The organism is uncultured Veillonella sp. (assembly GCF_938010505.1).
Lineage (GTDB): Bacteria > Bacillota > Negativicutes > Veillonellales > Veillonellaceae > Veillonella.
Genome location: NZ_CALLVP010000067.1, coordinates 1 through 18466 on the forward strand (window position 1 = coordinate 1; position 18466 = coordinate 18466).

At 38.3% G+C, this 18466-nt stretch carries 18 protein-coding genes, 1 other RNA gene and 1 other annotated feature; all 19 genes read left to right on the plus strand.

All coding sequences use genetic code 11. From position 1 onward, the window contains the following. The coding region (locus Q0507_RS03810; RefSeq protein WP_367268447.1) for a hypothetical protein at nt 1-144 on the plus strand (144 nt) is incomplete at its 5' end. A gap of 164 nt (nt 145-308) precedes the next feature. Beyond that, a complete protein-coding gene (gene radA / locus Q0507_RS03815) occupies nt 309-1679 on the plus strand; it encodes a DNA repair protein RadA (RefSeq protein WP_298712654.1) in 1371 nt (456 codons plus the stop codon). A 15-nt stretch (nt 1680-1694) separates the two neighbouring features. Next, complete coding sequence (locus tag Q0507_RS03820) at nt 1695-2846, plus strand: PIN/TRAM domain-containing protein (protein ID WP_298712657.1); 1152 nt, start codon at nt 1695-1697, stop codon at nt 2844-2846. Then, nucleotides 2830-4005: a 2-C-methyl-D-erythritol 4-phosphate cytidylyltransferase gene (gene ispD, locus Q0507_RS03825; RefSeq protein ID WP_298712660.1), complete on the plus strand. Its 1176-nt coding sequence runs from the start codon at nt 2830-2832 to the stop codon at nt 4003-4005. The genes Q0507_RS03820 and ispD overlap by 17 nt, the downstream gene beginning before the upstream one ends. A 2-nt stretch (nt 4006-4007) precedes the next feature. Beyond that, nucleotides 4008-5477 (plus strand): glutamate--tRNA ligase, encoded by a 1470-nt coding sequence (gltX, locus tag Q0507_RS03830; RefSeq protein ID WP_298712662.1) that lies wholly within the window; start codon nt 4008-4010, stop codon nt 5475-5477. A gap of 118 nt (nt 5478-5595) precedes the next feature. After that, nucleotides 5596-6567 carry a bile acid:sodium symporter family protein gene (locus tag Q0507_RS03835; protein ID WP_298712665.1) on the plus strand — a complete coding sequence of 324 codons (972 nt, stop codon included), beginning with the start codon at nt 5596-5598 and terminating at the stop codon, nt 6565-6567. Between the two features lie 153 nt (nt 6568-6720). Beyond that, nucleotides 6721-6927: a binding site (T-box leader), on the plus strand. A gap of 49 nt (nt 6928-6976) precedes the next feature. Further along, nucleotides 6977-8425 (plus strand): cysteine--tRNA ligase, encoded by a 1449-nt coding sequence (gene cysS, locus Q0507_RS03840; RefSeq protein WP_298712668.1) that lies wholly within the window; start codon nt 6977-6979, stop codon nt 8423-8425. After that, nucleotides 8415-8891, plus strand: coding sequence for a Mini-ribonuclease 3 (locus tag Q0507_RS03845; protein WP_298712671.1), 477 nt, complete (start codon nt 8415-8417; stop codon nt 8889-8891). Before cysS ends, Q0507_RS03845 begins: the two co-directional genes overlap by 11 nt. Before the next feature lies 1 nt (nt 8892). Next, nucleotides 8893-9624 (plus strand): 23S rRNA (guanosine(2251)-2'-O)-methyltransferase RlmB, encoded by a 732-nt coding sequence (rlmB, locus tag Q0507_RS03850; RefSeq protein ID WP_298712674.1) that lies wholly within the window; start codon nt 8893-8895, stop codon nt 9622-9624. A gap of 2 nt (nt 9625-9626) precedes the next feature. Beyond that, entirely contained in the window at nt 9627-10100 is a 474-nt protein-coding gene (locus tag Q0507_RS03855) for an NYN domain-containing protein (RefSeq protein ID WP_298712677.1), read from the plus strand. Between the two features lie 73 nt (nt 10101-10173). Beyond that, nucleotides 10174-10848, plus strand: coding sequence for an RNA polymerase sporulation sigma factor SigH (sigH, locus tag Q0507_RS03860; RefSeq protein ID WP_298712680.1), 675 nt, complete (start codon nt 10174-10176; stop codon nt 10846-10848). A 5-nt stretch (nt 10849-10853) separates the two neighbouring features. Further along, entirely contained in the window at nt 10854-11090 is a 237-nt protein-coding gene (gene secG, locus Q0507_RS03865) for a preprotein translocase subunit SecG (protein ID WP_298712683.1), read from the plus strand. A gap of 58 nt (nt 11091-11148) precedes the next feature. Next, nucleotides 11149-13512 carry a ribonuclease R gene (rnr, locus tag Q0507_RS03870; protein WP_298712686.1) on the plus strand — a complete coding sequence of 788 codons (2364 nt, stop codon included), beginning with the start codon at nt 11149-11151 and terminating at the stop codon, nt 13510-13512. Nucleotides 13513-13520: 8 nt separating this feature from the next. Then, nucleotides 13521-13991 carry an SsrA-binding protein SmpB gene (gene smpB, locus Q0507_RS03875; RefSeq protein WP_298712689.1) on the plus strand — a complete coding sequence of 157 codons (471 nt, stop codon included), beginning with the start codon at nt 13521-13523 and terminating at the stop codon, nt 13989-13991. A gap of 152 nt (nt 13992-14143) precedes the next feature. Further along, nucleotides 14144-14644, plus strand: coding sequence for a hypothetical protein (locus tag Q0507_RS03880; RefSeq protein WP_298712692.1), 501 nt, complete (start codon nt 14144-14146; stop codon nt 14642-14644). Nucleotide 14645: 1 nt separating this feature from the next. Continuing rightward, on the plus strand, nt 14646-15374 hold the full coding sequence (locus Q0507_RS03885) for a 6-carboxyhexanoate--CoA ligase (RefSeq protein WP_298712695.1): 729 nt from the start codon (nt 14646-14648) through the stop codon (nt 15372-15374). A 4-nt stretch (nt 15375-15378) separates the two neighbouring features. Beyond that, nucleotides 15379-16551 carry an 8-amino-7-oxononanoate synthase gene (gene bioF / locus Q0507_RS03890; protein ID WP_367268448.1) on the plus strand — a complete coding sequence of 391 codons (1173 nt, stop codon included), beginning with the start codon at nt 15379-15381 and terminating at the stop codon, nt 16549-16551. 45 nt (nt 16552-16596) lie between these two features. After that, nucleotides 16597-16938: a transfer-messenger RNA gene (ssrA, locus tag Q0507_RS03895) on the plus strand. A gap of 392 nt (nt 16939-17330) precedes the next feature. Then, nucleotides 17331-18458 (plus strand): efflux RND transporter periplasmic adaptor subunit, encoded by a 1128-nt coding sequence (locus tag Q0507_RS03900; protein WP_298712701.1) that lies wholly within the window; start codon nt 17331-17333, stop codon nt 18456-18458. The last annotated feature ends 8 nt before the right edge of the window (nt 18459-18466 follow it).

The window sequence follows — 18466 nt, forward strand, 5'->3', positions numbered from 1 at the left end:
ACAATGGGGGCTCGACCATTAAAACGTGCTATTCAACGTTTAATTGAGGACCCAGTGTCGGATCTTATTTTGAAAGGAGATGCAAAAGAAGGCAAAATTATTAAAGCAGATGCAAGGGATAATGATCTTGTTGTATCAATATGATAAAAAATACAAATTATACAGTTGATGACTACCTTTCATATAAAAAATATAAGTTAAATGGTATACTATAGAATAATGATAGTTAACCATGTAGTAAAATTATGCATAAAAGGTCATGAATGGTTATCATTCATGACCTTTCTTTTTAAAAGTTTTGAGGTATTATGGCAAAAGCAAAATCAGTATTCTTCTGTCAAAATTGTGGGGCTGAATCCTCTAAATGGATGGGTCGTTGTCCACAATGTGGTGAATGGAATACATTAGTTGAAGAAATCATTAAAGAAACTAAACATAGCCGCACACCTTCTCGTGGTGTAGGACAATCAACGAAACCTACGGCCTTGCCAGATATTGAAATCTCTTCTATTGCACGCGTATCTACAACCTTTGGTGAAATTGACCGCGTATTAGGTGGTGGAATAGTACCTGGTGCACTCATGCTCTTGGGTGGCGATCCTGGTATTGGTAAATCTACTCTGTTACTACAGGTGTCTCAGAAGGTAGCTGATACAGTAGGTGCTGTTCTTTATGCATCTGGTGAAGAGTCTCAGTTACAACTTAAGCTTCGAGCAGAGCGACTGCATATCAATAGTGAACGGTTACAAGTTATTGCAGATACAGATTTAGATCATATATTACAGCAGGCCGATGCAATGACTCCATCCTTACTAGTTATTGATTCAATTCAAACTATGTATACTGGAGATATTGATGCTGCACCAGGCAGTGTAAGTCAAGTTCGTGAATGTACATCTCGCTTGCTTCGCTTTTGTAAAGAACGCAATATTCCAACCGTTATTATTGGACATGTAACGAAAGAGGGCAATATCGCTGGTCCACGTATGTTAGAACATATGGTAGACGTAGTGCTGTACTTTGAAGGAGAGCGTTCTTATCAATTCCGTATATTACGATCTATTAAAAACCGTTTTGGATCTACATCAGAAACAGGCATTTTTGCTATGGTAGAGGAAGGGTTACAGGAATTGTCTAATCCGTCTGCTTCTCTTTTAGCCGAGCGTTCCGATGAAGAAAGCGGCAGTGCCGTCATGATTTACCTTGAAGGGGTTCGTCCCATCTTAGTAGAGGTACAAAGCTTGGTCGTTACTACGGCTTTTGGTATGCCACGACGTACGGCGATAGGTTACGATCTTAATCGATTAATCGTATTATTGGCTGTTTTAGAAAAACGTTGTGGCTTTACATTAGGCAATAAAGATGTATATGTAAATGTTATCGGTGGTCTCAAGGTAAATGAACCGGCTTGTGATTTATCTATGGCGGTTGCTATCGTATCAAACTTAAAAAATCGTATCGTGCCAACAGACATGGTTATCTTAGGCGAAGTAGGTTTAACTGGTAATGTTCGCAGTATTCCTCGCATTGAACAGCGTATTAATGAAGCTAAGAAATTAGGCTTTAAAAAGTTTATTATTCCTGATGGCAATTATAAGCAAATCAAGGATAATGATAGTTCTATCAAAATTAGAGGCGTCAAATCTATACAAGAGGCGATGCAGCTCGTATTTTCATAATTAGGAGGTGATTTCATGATTTATCGGATTTTGCGCTATGTAATAGCCATCCTAGTAGGTACAGCGGCTTATGTGGGGATGGATAGCTTAGCACCTATTATCGATCCATATTTAGTCTCTCAATTTGAATCCTTTGGGGATATGTCATTAACAATTGCACGCATTGCAGTATTAATTATTGGTACATTATTAGGCCTTATTATTGGCTATTTGATTTCCTCATTTATTTTAAAACAAGGTTTAGTAATTGCTAAAAGATTAGAGCGCATTCTTACTCATATCCCTAATCAAGAATTGATCGCAGGCACCATCGGTTTATTATTCGGTCTTATTATTGCAAATTTAATTGGTGTTGCATTCAATCAAGTGCCTATTATAGGACCTTATATTCCTATTATTTTGAGTGCCATTTTTGGATATAGTGGTCTTAAAATCATGGCACGTAAGGGTCCTGAAATGTACAATAACTACGTACAACAATGGGGTGGAGACGGTACTAAAAAAACTAGTCGTTTTAAAATGTTCTCTACTAATAAATTAGATAAATCTTCTAGTACGCCAAAATTATTAGATACTTCAGTCATCATTGACGGTCGTATCAAAGAACTATGTGCTACAGGCTTTATTGAAGGGCCTCTTATGGTACCACTATTTGTATTAAATGAGTTACAGGCAATTTCTGATTCTGCGGATGCTACGAAACGCAATCGTGGTCGACGTGGTCTTGATATTTTGAAAGATATGCAAGATGCCAATAAGGTAGCTATAGAAGTCGTTGAAGATGATTATGATGACCTTGTAGAAGTCGATTCTAAACTTATGCGACTTGCTTTAGATAAACAATGGAAATTGATGACAAACGACTTTAACTTGAACAAGGTGGCTCGTGTACAAGGTATTGAAGTACTTAACCTCAATGAATTGGCAAATGTATTAAAACCAGCTCTTATTGCCGGTGAGTGGATTCGCGTACAAATTATGAAAGAAGGTAAGGAAATACACCAAGGTGTAGCGTATCTTGATGATGGTACGATGATCGTTGTCGAAGATGGTAAGCCTTATGTAGGGCAAAATGTTGAAGTTATGGTTACATCCATATTACAAACAAGTGCCGGTCGTATGATCTTTGCTCGTGTAGATGGGGGACAAAATGGACAAGGCAATTAGCTGTATCGTTTTAGCGGCTGGTGCAGGACGTCGTATGGCATATAAGGAGAATAAAATATTTATCCCTCTAGGGCAATACTCTATTATTCAACGTACATTACAAAATGTGGAAAAGCTAAATGATTTAAAGGAGATAATTCTCGTTGTAGCTGAAGGCGAAGAAGGATATATGGCCGAACATATTAAACCTATAGAGTTTACGGTTCCTATTCGCATTGTCCTAGGTGGTGCGGAACGTCAAGATTCTGTAGCATGTGGCCTTAAATCCGTTGCAGATACAAGTAATATTGTTCTTGTTCACGATGGGGCACGCCCATTAGCATCAACGGAACTGTTTGATGCTGTTGTTAGCGCTGCAGTAGAATATGGAGCTGCTACCGTTGGGGTTCCTGCTACGGATACGATTAAACGAGTTGATACAAAGCATACTGTAATAGAAACATTAAAACGCAGTGAGTTATACCAAATTCAAACGCCACAAGGCTTTCAAAAAAATTTATTTAAAGAGGCCCATCAAAAAGCTCATGACGAAAAGTATTTAGGCACTGATGATGTGTCCCTCGTCGAGTGTTTAGGTAAGCCTGTACATATAGTAGATGGAGATTACTGTAATATTAAGGTGACTACACCTAATGATATTGCAGTAGCAAAACGATATTTAGGAATTGAGGATAAGCGTATGCGCGTTGGATTTGGTTATGATATTCATCAATTAAAAGCAGGTCGTCCTTGTATCTTAGGTGGTGTTCATATCGAATCTAAGCTTGGTCCTGATGGTCACTCCGATGCGGATGTTCTCATTCATGCCTTGATGGATGCCATGTTGGGTGCTGCAGGTTTACGGGATATCGGATACTATTTTCCACCTGAAGATGACCAGTATAAAGGGATTTCTAGCATGCTTTTACTAGAAAAAGTAAATTCCTTATTGAAAGAACGTGGGTTACAAGCCTATAATATTGATATTATGGTTATTTCTGAGACTCCTAAATTAAAGCCTCATATTGATATGATGAAGGCTAATTTACAGTCTATATTAGAGATACCATTAGATCGCATTAGTATTAAAGCGACAACGAATGAAATGCTAGGGGCTATTGGGCGCCGCGAAGGCATTGCAGCACAAGCTGTCGTTTCTGTATATGAAGGAGAGATTTAATCATGAGTTCCATGAAAGTTCGTTTTGCTCCAAGTCCTACGGGTCCATTCCATATAGGTGGTGCTCGTTCTGCTTTGTTTAACTGGCTATTAGCACGCAAAGAAAAAGGCACATTTGTATTGCGTATCGAAGATACAGATTTGGCTCGTTCCACACGTGAAAGTGAAGAAAATATCAAAGCTTCTTTGCAATGGCTTGGCATGAACTGGGATGAAGGTGTAGATGTAGGTGGGGAAAATGGTCCTTATCGCCAAACAGAACGTCTTGAACTATATAAAGAGGTAACACAACGTCTATTAGATGAAGGTAAAGCATACGAATGTTATTGCTCTTCAGAAGAGTTAGATGCGGTGCGTCAAAATCAAATGGATCGTGGAGAAACACCAAAATACAACGGTCATTGTGAACACTTAGATGAAGAGACAAAGGCTAAATACATTGCAGAAGGTCGTAAACCTACAATTCGTTTGCGTGTACCTTTGAATAAAACATACGCTTTTGACGATATGGTTCGTGGTCGCGTATCTTTTGAGTCCAATGGCGTAGGTGACTTCGTTATCGTTAAATCCGATGGTATTCCTGTATATAATTTTGCCGTAGTAATGGATGACCATATGATGGGCATTACACACGTTATTCGTGCAGAGGAACATTTATCCAATACACCTCGTCAAATGGCAATTTACGAAGCCCTTGGTTGGGAAATTCCTACATTTGGTCATATTTCCTTGATTCTTGGTAAAGACTACAAGAAAATGTCTAAACGTCATGGTGCTACATCTGTTGAACAATACAAACAATTAGGTTATTTGCCAGACGCACTTGTAAACTTCTTAGCACTTCTTGGTTGGGCTCCAGAAGGAGAGGAAGAATTCTTTACACAAGACGAATTGATTCAAGCGTTCTCCATGGACCGTGTAGCTAAGAATCCTGCTGTATTCGATATTGATAAATTGAACCATATCAACTTCCACTATATGAAAAATTTGAGCGACGAAGATTTATTCCATCTTTGCTTGCCACATTTGAAAGAGGTTGGTTTGGCTCCAGATAGCTTAAATCAAGCTGATATCGATTGGTTGACATTGTTATGTTCTACATTCCGCGACCATATTAGCTATGGTGCTCAAATTAAAGATCATGTAGGCATGTTCATGGGCGAAACCGTATTCCTTGAAGAAGGTCACGAAGAGGAATTGCGTGCTGTATTGAATGAAGAAACAGCTCCCACAGTTCTCAGCACTTTCCGCAATGCATTAGCTGAACTTGATGAAATTACACCTGAAGTTGTAAAAGCAACAATCAAGGCGGTAATGAAAGGAACCTCGTTAAAAGGTAAATTTGTATTTATGCCAATTCGTGTAGCTTTAACAGGTCAAATGCATGGTCCAGATTTGAATAATATTGTCACATTACTTGGTAAAGAAAAGTGCTTACATCGTTTAGATAATGTAGGTGCATTAACAAAATAAATTTTATCAATTAATCAAAGGAGTTCACGTAACAGGTGTTATGTGAACTCTTTTTGTATATGTTGTTAATATTCTATAGAAATGCTATAATAATCGGCGTATTAAATTTTGATTTATTATGAAAGCGAGTGTTTTTATGAGTGTTATTCGTTCTATTAATCACTTATTCAATAGTTATCTATCATGGATAGTACTATTGATGGCTGTTTTAGCATATATGCTACCTACAGTATTTTCTTGGATGACTCCTTATATTGCATACATGCTTCAATTTGTTATGTTTGCGATGGGGTTAACATTAACAGCTAAAGTCTTTATCGATGTATTTAAGCAACCAATGAAGGTCATTCTAGTATCCGTAATCCAATTCTTATGGATGCCATTGGCGGGTTTCTTAGTAGCCTTAGCATTTAATTTTCCACCGGAAATCGGCATTGGTTTTATCTTGTTAGGTGCATGTCCAGGTGGTACAGCATCCAATGTTATGACCTTCCTTGCTAATGGTAATGTTCCTTTATCTGTGTCCGCAACGACTGTGTCTACTTTGCTGGCTCCAGTTTTAACACCTCTATTTGTTGTGTTATATGCAGGTGCTACATCTTCTATTGATATTCAATTTATGCCAATGTTTATGTCCATCGTAAAAATCGTATTGGTACCTATCATCTTAGGCATTGTATTGAATTACTTTATTGGTTCTAAAATTGAGCCAGTTAAATCTGTATGTCCAACGATTGCAGCCATCGCAGTGTTGCTTATTTTGGCAGCTGTAACTGCAGTTAACCAGAAGCAAATTGCTGAAACTGGTTTCATTATCTTTGTAGCCTGTTTAGTACAAAATTTGAGTGGTTATGTTGTGACATACTTGGTATGTAAAGCCCTCAGTATTGATGTGTCATCTCGTCGTGCTATGCAAATCGAAGTGGCTATGCAAAACTCTGCATTATCCGTATCTTTAGCGCTTAAGCACTTTACACTACAAGCTGCGGTAGCAGGTGCAGTATTTTCCATTATTCATAACTTTACGGGCTCTATCTTTGCGGGGATTTGCCGTAAACATGATGATCAAGAAAAGTTAGAAAACGCATAATATTAATCCTCATCATTTCTAATTAAGTTGGCTGAAATACGCATGTATGATAGACTAATAGATACATTTGAAAGATGAGGATTTTTCTTATAATTATTGACATTCTATAGCATTATTGGTAGAATAATTTTATATATAAATATAGATTATATAATAATAGCTGAGACTGAAAGAAGTACTCTACAACTAACTTTTTAGCGAGAACCGATGGTGGGAGGGTTCATGGATAGGTAGATGAAATGCATTCACGAGCTGACACTCCGATTATAGGTAGGTTTGTCCGGTGACGCGCCGTTATGCGATGAGTGGGTACCACTGCTGGTGCCTAACAGAGTGGAACCGCGGACCATCGTCTCTGTATGAGATGAGAGGTCTTTTTTATTTTACAAAAATGGAGGCATCGGTAACGATGAGAGAAATTACTGTTTATAATACTATGACGCGCCAAAAAGAGGTATTCAATCCTGTAACACCAGGCGAGGCTAAGATGTATGTATGTGGTGTTACACCATATAATCATCCTCATATTGGCAATGCACGTCCTTTCGTAACTTGGGACGTAATTCGTCGCTATATGAAACATGTAGGCTATAAAGTAACATATGTACAAAACTTTACTGATGTTGATGATAAAATCATCAACACTTCTAATGGTGAAGGTGTATCTTGGGATACCATTGCGAACCGTTATATCGATAGCTATTTTGAAGTAATGGATGCGCTTGGTGTACAACGTGCAGACATTTATCCACGTGTATCTACGCATATTGAAGATATCATTACTATGATTAATACATTGATTGAAAAGGGCTATGCCTATGAACTCGATGGCGATGTTTATTATAGTGTTGATAAATTTGAACATTATGGAGAGCTATCTGGTCGTACATTAGACGATATGGAAGCAGGCGCTCGTATTGAAGTAGATGGTCGTAAGAAAAATCCTATGGACTTTGCATTGTGGAAAGCAGCAAAACCTGGTGAACCATATTGGGAAAGCCCATGGGGCAATGGTCGTCCAGGATGGCATATTGAATGTTCTGCTATGAGTCAAAAATACCTGGGTACAGAATTTGACTTCCATGGTGGTGGTAGCGATTTGATCTTTCCACATCATGAAAATGAAATCGCTCAATCTGAAGGTTGCTCTGGACAACATCCAGCAGTGCGCTACTGGTTGCACAATGGCTTTATCACTATTAACTCTGAAAAAATGTCTAAATCCTTGAATAATTTCTTCTTGGTAAAAGATATTTTAGAACAATATAGCCCTGATGCATTGCGTTACTTCTTATTGAGCACGCATTACCGTAGCCCATTAGATTTCTCTGATGAGCGTTTAGAAGAAGCTAATAAATCTTTGGAACGATTAAGCACAGCTATTGAAAATCTTCTTTACCTTGAAAAATGTGAACCAGGCTCATGTGATGAAGCTCAACGTTTATTAGAAAAAGCAAAAGAATACGAAGAAGAATTTGAGGCTGCTATGAGCGATGACTTCAACACTGCTTTAGCAACATCTAGCATGTTTGGTCTCGCAAAGGAAATCAATATCTATTACCAAGCTGTAACAAGTAGAGAAGGCGTTGTTTGCCAAGAAGCGATTGCTGAAGTAAAACGGATTTTCAAATTTATGACACATGTTATTGGCGTTCTTGAAAAAGCCTGGGAAGGCAATACGGGTGCTAATGCTGCTGAATACGAAGAATTAATGCAAGTTATTCTTTCTGTACGTCAAGCTTGTCGCGACCAAAAGCAATGGGCACTAGCTGATTGTATTCGCGATCGATTAGCTGAGATTGGTATTACTATTGAGGACTCCCCTCAAGGTGCACGGTGGAAAAAACGTGAAGTTTAAACAATTTCAATTCTTAAAAAATGAAGCGATAAAAAAACTGACGGCTCTTAAACAAGAGCCGCTTCGTTTGCGTAATCGGACTATAGAAGAGTGCCTAAGTGCTGATGCAGTTATGCTAGCTTATATCGGCGATGCAGTATACTCCATGTATGTACGCGAACGAGTAGTGCAAATGAATATCACAAAGGTACAGGTATTGCATACAATTGTTACTGAATTTATTTGTGCTAAATCACAGGCAAAAGTATTGCTAGAAATAGAAGATGCTTTCACAGAAGAGGAACAAGCTATTGCACGCCGTGCTAGAAATAGTAATGTAAATGTGCCTAAAAGTAGTACTGTTCAAGAATATCGCAGTAGTACGGCCTTTGAAGCAGTACTAGGATTTCTTTACGAAACGCGCCAAGAGGAGCGCTTACAACATATTATGGGGCAAGCCTTTTCTATAACTCTACGAGGTATGTAGTATGGATAATTATATTGTAGGTCGCAATGCGGTTAAAGAAGCCCTTAAAAGTGGTCGATCTATTCAACGCATTATGGTCAGTGAAGATAAGGTAAAAACAGGTCTAGCTGATATTGTAGGTCTTGCTAAATCTCAAGGAATTGAAGTTAGACCAACACCTATAAAACAAATGAATAAGTACGATTTGGAAGTACCTCATCAAGGTGTTATAGCTCTTGTATCGGCCGTTCAATTTAAGGAATTGGGCGAGGTATTACAAGAAACGACTCATGAGGTTCCTTTGCTGATCTTAACGGATGGTGTTGAAGATCCACATAATATGGGGGCCATCATTCGTACAGCTGAATGTGTGGGAGCGACGGCTGTACTCATTCCTAAACGACATAATGCGCCTATTAATGCTACTGTTGCGAAGACATCTGCTGGAGCTATTGAACAGATTCCACTTGTACAAGTTGGCAATGTAGCACAAACCATAAAACAACTTCAAAAACAAGGGTTTTGGGTGATGGGAGCCCACATGGAAGGTGACCGCACTTTGTACGAGGCTGACATGACAATTCCAACCGTTATCGTCATTGGTAATGAAGGTAAGGGGATTAGTCGCGTTGTAAAAGAAGCTTGTGATTTTCTTGTAACAATTCCTATGTATGGAAATTTGAATTCTTTGAATGCATCTGTTGCAGCTGCAGTTCTTATGTATGAGGCGGTACGTCAACGCCAAGCGAAATAACTATGCTGAAAGATATCTTAATTGTAGACGGATACAATGTAATTTTTGCATGGACTCATTTGAAAAAACTGGCTCACGAGTCCTTAGAACATGCGAGAATGGAACTTCGAGATAGATTGTTAAATTATGGTAAATTCAAGGGCTATGAAGTAATCCTTGTGTTTGACGGTAAATATACAAAATCCGGAGGCTCTATTGAATCCATTACAAGTGGATTCATTGAAGTGTATACTGACGATGGAGAAACGGCGGATTCATTTATTGAACGAGAGGTGTTTTTACGTAAAGGCAAATATACTAATGTATATGTTGTAACCTCTGATAGAGCAGAACAAAATCAGATTTTAGGCTCTGGGGGATTACGTATTCCTGCTCGTGAGTTACAAAATATGATTCGCATAGCTAAGGAAGAGGAGCGATTACAATACGCTCATGAACATAGACGAGATCAATTTACATTGCGTCGTGGTCATTGATAGTTGAAAATCATATATAGTTCCAGTATAATAAATATATTGGTTTTTCTCATTCAATTGTAAGGAGGAGCTTATGAAAATGATTCATACACGCAAGTCCGATTACAATTTCAAGGAAATGACCGATGAGCAAGTTGTGGTCATAGCTCAAGAAGAGCAAAATGAGTTTGCAATCGATTATATTGTTAATAAATATAAGAACTTTGTTCGAGCTAAGGCTCGCTCCTATTTCTTGGTAGGTGCCGATAGAGAGGACATCATCCAAGAAGGTATGATTGGACTCTATAAGGCGACGCGTGATTTTAAACACGATAAGTTAGCGTCCTTTAGAGCCTTTGCGGAACTTTGTATAACTAGACAAATTATTACAGCCATTAAATCGGCTACAAGACAAAAACACGCGCCTTTGAACTCCTATATATCCTTAAACAAACCGGTATATACTGAGGACTCTGAGCGTACATTGATCGAAATGCTATCTTCAACAAAGGTTACAAATCCTGAAGACCTTATCATCAGTCAAGAGGAACTAGATGATATTGAGCGTAATATTGGTCATATTTTAAGTGATCTCGAGTGGGAAGTTTTGGAAGGATATCTAGATGGACGTTCTTATCAAGAAATGGCTGAGGTCACAGATCGCAGTGTTAAATCTATTGATAATGCGCTGCAAAGGGTAAAACGTAAATTAGAGAAATATTTAGAACATCGTGTATTGGGTTCGCAACGAGCCTCACAGGAAGGATGACAGTCGTGACAAATTTTTTAATGATCCTAGAAGTAATCGTATCAATTTTATTAATCGTAGTTGTAGTTGCACAAAATAGTAAAAGCTCTGGTATGGGTGGCGCAGTTTCTGGTGCGGCAGACTCTTCTTTTGGTGGTAAGGCCCGTGGTTTAGACGGTTTCTTGTCCAGATGTACGATTATATTGGGGATTATCTTTGCTGTGTTGAGTTTAGTTTTAGGGGCAATGATTAATCAATTCTAATGATGAAAGCCTGCATTGCAGGCTTTTTATTTTTTCATCCTAATAAGGGGGTGCAGACTTGAAGAAGAAGTTATTGGACTTTTATAAATCTATACAACCACATGCATACCATATTGAGGATGCAGCAATGGATAATCGTATTCAAGGCGGTAAAGATCTTGAAATGTTTATTCGATCTGCGAAAATGCTTGCCCGTGAAGGCGTATTAACTTCGACTCGTCCAGATGTTTATCAGTATGCAGATCAACAGCATGAAGAATATGAAGGTATCTATAAAGGTTATCGTAAGTCATATGGTTTTGTTATCATGCTAGATGATGAAGATATTTATGTAGCCGAACAAAATAAAGGTACAGCCATGCATAATGATAAGGTACGTGTTCGCGTTGTACCATCAGATTATACTAAGCATAAACGTGAAGGTATCATCGTTGATGTTATTGAGCGTGCCAACGAAACTATTGTTGGTACTTACGATAGACAACAACATTTTGGCTTTGTTGTACCTGATGATGAACGCATTGGTACTGATGTTTTTGTGGACTTAAAAAATACTTTAGATGCTCGTAGTGGAGCTAAAGTTTTAGTAAAAATTACAAAATGGCCTGAAGGCGACAAAAAGCCTGAAGGGATTATTACAGAAATTCTAGGTTATAAGGGGGATGTAGGCCTAGACATTAACTGTATTATGGCTAACCATAAGATTCCTTTTGCCTTCCCTGAAGAGGTTATTAAGGCTAGTAAGAAGATAGATACTGTTATCCATGAGGATCCAAAACGTTGGGACCTTAGAGACTTACAAATGGTAACTATCGACGGAGAAGATGCAAAAGATCTTGATGACGCTGTAAGTGGTCGCAAATTACCAAATGGTAATTACGAACTAGGTGTACATATTGCGGACGTTAGTCATTACGTCACTTCTGGTCAGCCTATTGATAATGAAGCGTATAAGCGTGGTACTTCTGTTTATTTGGTGGACCGAGTGGTACCAATGTTACCAGAGGTATTATCGAATGGCATTTGTAGCTTAAATGCACATGAGGACCGCTATGCTATGACGTGCATGATGGAGATTGATGATTCGGGTACAGTTGTTAATTATCGTATTCGTCCGTCTATTATCCACGTAGGACGTCGTTGCAGCTATAAGGAAGTTTATAAAGCGCTTGAAGAAAATATTATTCCTGACGATTTAGTAGATTTTATACCTATGCTTCGCGATTTAGCAGAGATTTCAAAGATTTTGAATCGGATGCGTCGTCGTAGAGGGGCATTAGACTTTGATTTTCCTGAGTATAAGGTATTACTTGATCTCGACGGTACACCGTTGCGTATTGTAAAACGCGACCGAACTATGGCAGAGCGACTTATCGAAGAATGTATGCTCATTGCCAATGAAACGGTAGCAACACATTTGAAAGATACTGAACGTACATCGGTATATCGTATTCATGAAAATCCAAGTGAAGAGAAATTAGATTTATTCCAAAAGGTATTAAATTATTTAGGTCAAAATCTTGTCCTCAGTGCTGATGGCGTAACGCCACGAGATTTCCAAAAAATCCTTGATGTGGTGAAGGGACAGGATATAGAGCAAGTGGCTCAAATTATGACCTTACGCTCCATGCAGCAAGCAAAATATAGCATAGAAAATGTTGGCCATTTTGGTTTAGCGTCTACATGCTATACGCATTTCACATCTCCCATTAGACGCTATCCGGACTTGATGGTGCATCGTCTTTTAAAAGCGGATATGCATTGGAAAGGTGGATACTCTAAACGAGATGTAGATGAAGCCTTCTTGGCAGGTGCAGTGGAACATTCCTCCATACAAGAACAAGTAGCAACTGAAGCGGAACGTGAAACTACAGATCTTAAGAAGACTCAATACATGGTTCCTTTTGTAGGCGAAGTTTTTGAAGGTACTATTGCGAGCATAACATCCTTTGGAATGTTTGTAGAATTAGAGAATGGTATCGATGGTCTCGTGCATATTAGCATGATGAACGATGATTACTATTTCTTTGACGAAGAGCACTTTGTCCTCGTTGGTAAGCGTACAGGTAAAACATATCACTTAGGTGAAAAGGTTATTGTTACACTTGTAAAAGCCGATGTAGAAAAAAAACAAATCGATTTTGTCCTTGGTGAAGTAGATAACCTGATGGCTATCCAAGAACAATTGAACAGTGGTTCCGATTATGCTAATAGTCGTGATGGTTTTGGCAGTTCTAAGGATCGTAAATCATCCCGAAAAAGCGGTAGAAAATCGTCTAGACGAGATGATTCAAAAACTGGACGTTCTAGATATGATGCTTTCAGCAAAAAATCTAAAAAAGGCAAATCGAGTCGCAAGAAGTCGAATAAAGCTACAAAACGTAGTCAATCCAAAAAATCTAAAAGTAAACGTAAACGATAGAGGGAAATATGGCAAAGAAAACTAGCCCATCGCTTATTGCTGATAATCGTAAGGCGCGTCATGATTTTCATATTCATGAAACCTATGAAGCTGGCATTGCTTTAACAGGGACAGAAATAAAATCTATCCGCCAAGGTAAGCTTAATCTTAAAGATAGCTTTTGTCGTATAGATAAAGGGGAAATCTTGTTGTATGGCGTTCATATTAGCCCATATGAACAAGGAAATCGCTTTAACCATGAACCAGAACGGACACGTAAGTTATTGATGCATAAATCTGAAATCAATAAGTTACTTGCCCAAGTTAAGGAGAAGGGGTTTTCTTTAGTACCACTTAACTTTCATTTCAGTCACGGTTATGTCAAGGTTACTGTAGGTCTAGTAACTGGTAAGAAATTATATGATAAGCGCCAAGATATGGCAGAACGTGATGCTAAGCGCGATATTGCTAAGCGAATTAAAGAACAGCAAAAATATTAAGAATCAAAAGGAATCAAGTCTATAAGGCTTGATTCTTTTTTCTTTTGTTAACTAAAGATATATTTTTAGTTGATAAAAATACAATGAGAATTTATAATGTAAACAATAAGAAATGTCTGTAGTTAACATTTTCTAAGTAGAGGAGATACATTATGAATCAGAATATTCGGTACATTACAGAAATAGCTATCTTAACGGCTATGATTACAGTATTAGGGGCAATCAAAATACCTAATATTATTCCTGGTATAGAGTTTCAACTGTCTGCGCCGTTAGCGGTAGCGATATGTGCCGTATTCGGATTTAAAAAGTATATTATAAGTGGTTGTTTATCTAGTCTAATAGGCTTAGCATTAGGTACACAATCGATTTTGAATGTTATGATTGCCATGCAATTCCGCCTTATCGTAGGACTTATTCTCTGGATGTGTCAAAACCATATGGTTGGTATCATGATTTCTGGGCCAATTGCATCTGCTTTGGCGCGACTATCCTTGTCCTTATATATTGGAAAGGCTGCATTGCCGATGATTGCACTAGCTGTTCCTGGAATGATCTTTACGGTAATTATGGCACCAGTATTTGTGAAAGTATTCCATAAAATTCACAACCAAGTACCTCAAAGTAATGTAGTTAAAGGTAAGGTATCATAATATGGATGAATTATATAGTGTGCGCATGCGCGCAGCTCAAGGTGGTCCCCATGAAAACGGGGGCCACCATATTTCTGGAGCTGAGCGCATGGTGACCTTAAATCAAGTTGGATTTATAGCCCAGTCTTTAGCTGAACGAGCTTTGCATCACAGTAAAGGGACTGCTGATTTTATCAATATTACGGTGGACTTAATTCCGTCGGAAACAATTACATATATAAATTGTTTAAAAGTAGAAGAACATACGATCAATAGCGTTACTGAGGCACATCAATTAGCTGTAAAACTTTTACAGGGGGCTGATATTAGTGAGACAGCTATTAAAAAATCTATTTTTTTCTTAAAAAGTCTAGTTTCATCTATGCGGGGAGCTATGTTGGTTGATGCAATTTCTGGTGAGCGCCTCGATGCAGGTAATCGTGGTGTTCGCGTAAGTCATATGGACTCCTTTGATTCTGATAAACTAGGAGATAATGAACATATGAGAGAGGCCTTAGTATTGGCGTCTAAGGTGCAATCTGCTGAAGAGATTGTAGGCGAATTATGTTGGTCTGATGATCCAGATTACACAATAGGCTACGTGGCTTGTAATGGTGTTTACCATCGCATCCCTAATATGAAGGAAATTGGCTCTAATTTAGGGGGACGTGTATTCTTTGTAAAGCCGAATGTTAATTTGGAAGGTGTAATTGAGTACTTGGAAAAAGCGCCAGTACTTGTTCAGTGGTGATCGTATGTATAAATTCTTCCAAGAACAGTTAGATGGTAAAATAAATAACCATAATTTGCGTACTTTAACGGAATACTGCCCTATAGATGCAGTACGGGTTAAAAAAGATGATAAAGAATATTTGATGATGGCGTCAAATAATTATTTAGGTCTTACCTTTGATCAACGTGTAATAAATGAAGTCATTAAAGGGGCTCAACAATATGGTACTGGTTCAGGCGGTTCCCGTCTTGTATCTGGTACATTCCCCTTGTTTTCAGAACTTGAAAAAGAACTAGCAAAATTTAAGAATACAGAAAAAGCTCTCGTGTTTAATACTGGCTACATGGCAAATGTCGGTACTATTTCTGCTATAGCAGATAAAAATACGATTATTTTTAGCGATGAATTAAATCATGCTAGTATTATTGATGGCTGTAGATTGAGTAAGGCTACTATAAAAGCCTACACGCACTGTGATGTAGAAGAATTAAAGTTTTTACTTGAACAAGTAGATCGTAATGCACGTAAGCTCATTGTCACAGACGGAGTCTTTAGCATGGACGGTGACATAGCCCCATTAGATAAGCTCTACAAGCTCAGCCGTGAGTATCATGCTTTACTTATGGTAGATGATGCTCATGCGACGGGGACAATTGGCAACGGACATGGCACAGCTGCTTATTATGGACTCGAAAAAGAAGTGGATATTCAGCTAGGTACATTGAGCAAATCTCTAGGATCCGTTGGCGGCTATGTGGCTGCTAATAGTACTATCATCGATTATCTAGTGAATATGAGTCGCAGTTTTATATTCTCTACGGCATTGTCTCCAGCCGATATAGGTGCCGCTTTGGCCGCATTACAAATCATAGAGTCTGATTCATCCGTATTAAGGCGACTACAAGACAATGTGAACTATATGACAGATTGCTTAAATTCTATGGGAATATATGCCACGAATGAAACTCCAATTTTTCCAATACTTATCGGTAGCAATGAGGATACTCTAGCAGTATCCAATCATTTATACAACGCTGGAATTATAGGTACGGCGATACGGCCGCCTACAGTTCCTGTTGGTGAAAGTAGGATTCGTCTAACCGTTACAGCTGCACATAATAGAGAACAAATTAATTATGTGTGCCAGACATTAAGTAAAGCTATCAAAGAATTGAATTGTGAAGGTTCTATATAATTGACAGCAGTATTAAATGGGCTTATAATTATTAAACCGACGCACGGGGATGTAAAGGTTTCGACAGGGGTGCGTGTGGTATAGATAGCGAGTCGGCGTTCCATGAGGCCGTTAAACGGTGGGAAAACATTTAAACGCAGAAGAAAATTTTGCATTAGCTGCATAAGCTACGTCCCTCATACTTGTGCCTACCAAGTGTGAATGGACGTCAAACAGTAGGCTGGTCTAATTTAGTTGTTCATATGAATTAGGCGAGACAATATGAACTGGGGTTGTGTAGCTTGTCTGTGAGCGATAGCAACCCGAAATCTCAATCATAGACTGTGCTCGGAGAAGTCTATATGGCAACACTCTTGGACAGGGGTTCGACTCCCCTCATCTCCACCAACTAGAAAAGTACATTTTTATTAGAAATAATTCTGTGCTTACAGATAAATTTATGATTATTCGGCTATAATAGATATAGAATAGCCGATTAAGTGGTTTTTAAAACCGCCTAGGAAGATTCTTAGGCGGTTTTTGTTTATTAAGAGTAAACTTACTATTAATTTTGATTAATTGAAAACTACCTGTGTTCATATTAAATAATAAATGCCAATGATTTTTAACTTTTTTATTGTATACAATATATATGATTTTATTTAGATTTTATCTATGTTTTACAATGGTTGAAAGATGTCGAAAAATTGACTTTATCTATAGAATCCTGTAAAATGTATAAAGATATTTATGAAATTATGTGACATAAATGATTAGTTTCGTGTAAAGGAGTACAGATAATGAAGTACCGTTATTCCCGTATGTTAGCGGCTCTCGTTATGTCTGCTGTGATGGTTGCTGGTTGTGGCAATAATCAACAGCAATCAGGCGAGATTAATGTTAATACATATAAAATTACAGCAAGTGATACTCAAGTAGACCAAACATTTGCTGGTACAGTAGTTGCAGAGAACTCTGTAGCTGTACATGCTCGTGTGAGTGGTTACATTGTTGAGAAGTTCGTTAAAGGCGGGGAACAAGTGGTAGCTGGACAACCACTATATCGCATTGACTCCCGTCAATATGAAGCAAGTCTTGCTAATGCGGAAGCACAAGCAGCTCAAGCTAATGCAAACTTGAAAAATGCTGAAGTGGATCTTCAACGTTATGAAACTTTAGCAGCACAAGATGCGATTGCTCAACAACGCGTAGATACACAACGTAGTGCTACAGAACAAGCTAAGGCTACTTATGAAGCTTACCAAGCTTCCGTGAAAATTGCTCAAGATAATATGGGTGATACCATAGTATATGCACCATACTCTGGTACATTGCGCATGGATGATGTAGATATGGGCACATTTGTTCAAGCTGGTTCTACTACATTAGTTACAATCGATTCTATCGATCCAATTTTTGTAGAGTTCAGCATGACAGAGCAAGAATATCTTGACTTCATGAAAAACCCAACTGATGATGATTCAAACGGCCCAAATATTCAACTAAAACTTGCTGATGGTGAAACGTATAACGAACTTGGTTCTATCGTTCAAGCGGCTAAGAGTCTCGACCAATCTACGGGTAAGCTTGTATTGAAAGCGTCTTTCCCAAATCCTAATCATTTATTGTTACCAAACATGTATGCTACGGTTGTTTCTCCTGGTGAAAAGCTTAAAAATGCAATTCTCGTACCAAGCCGTGCAATTTTACAAATCATGGATAAAAACTTTGTTTATGTTGTGAATGCTGCTGGTGTAGTAGAACAAAAAACAGTAGAGGTAGGCGGCACAAAAGGCAATGAAACGATTATTAAATCTGGTTTAGCTGCGGGTGATACGATTATCGTTGACGGCTTGACTAAGGTAAAAAATGGCGTAAAAGTAAACGGTAAACCACTAACTAAAGATCAGTTGAAAGCTACAAAATAGAAGGGGGC

Coding starts and splice junctions, on each gene's coding strand:
- radA (WP_298712654.1), top strand. CDS start 309: ATGGCAAAAGCAAAATCAGTATTCTTCTGTCAAAATTGTGGGGCTGAA.
- Q0507_RS03820 (WP_298712657.1), top strand. CDS start 1,695: ATGATTTATCGGATTTTGCGCTATGTAATAGCCATCCTAGTAGGTACA.
- ispD (WP_298712660.1), top strand. CDS start 2,830: ATGGACAAGGCAATTAGCTGTATCGTTTTAGCGGCTGGTGCAGGACGT.
- gltX (WP_298712662.1), top strand. CDS start 4,008: ATGAGTTCCATGAAAGTTCGTTTTGCTCCAAGTCCTACGGGTCCATTC.
- Q0507_RS03835 (WP_298712665.1), top strand. CDS start 5,596: ATGAAAGCGAGTGTTTTTATGAGTGTTATTCGTTCTATTAATCACTTA.
- cysS (WP_298712668.1), top strand. CDS start 6,977: ATGAGAGAAATTACTGTTTATAATACTATGACGCGCCAAAAAGAGGTA.
- rlmB (WP_298712674.1), top strand. CDS start 8,893: ATGGATAATTATATTGTAGGTCGCAATGCGGTTAAAGAAGCCCTTAAA.
- Q0507_RS03855 (WP_298712677.1), top strand. CDS start 9,627: ATGCTGAAAGATATCTTAATTGTAGACGGATACAATGTAATTTTTGCA.
- sigH (WP_298712680.1), top strand. CDS start 10,174: ATGAAAATGATTCATACACGCAAGTCCGATTACAATTTCAAGGAAATG.
- smpB (WP_298712689.1), top strand. CDS start 13,521: ATGGCAAAGAAAACTAGCCCATCGCTTATTGCTGATAATCGTAAGGCG.
- Q0507_RS03880 (WP_298712692.1), top strand. CDS start 14,144: ATGAATCAGAATATTCGGTACATTACAGAAATAGCTATCTTAACGGCT.
- Q0507_RS03885 (WP_298712695.1), top strand. CDS start 14,646: ATGGATGAATTATATAGTGTGCGCATGCGCGCAGCTCAAGGTGGTCCC.
- bioF (WP_367268448.1), top strand. CDS start 15,379: ATGTATAAATTCTTCCAAGAACAGTTAGATGGTAAAATAAATAACCAT.
- Q0507_RS03900 (WP_298712701.1), top strand. CDS start 17,331: ATGAAGTACCGTTATTCCCGTATGTTAGCGGCTCTCGTTATGTCTGCT.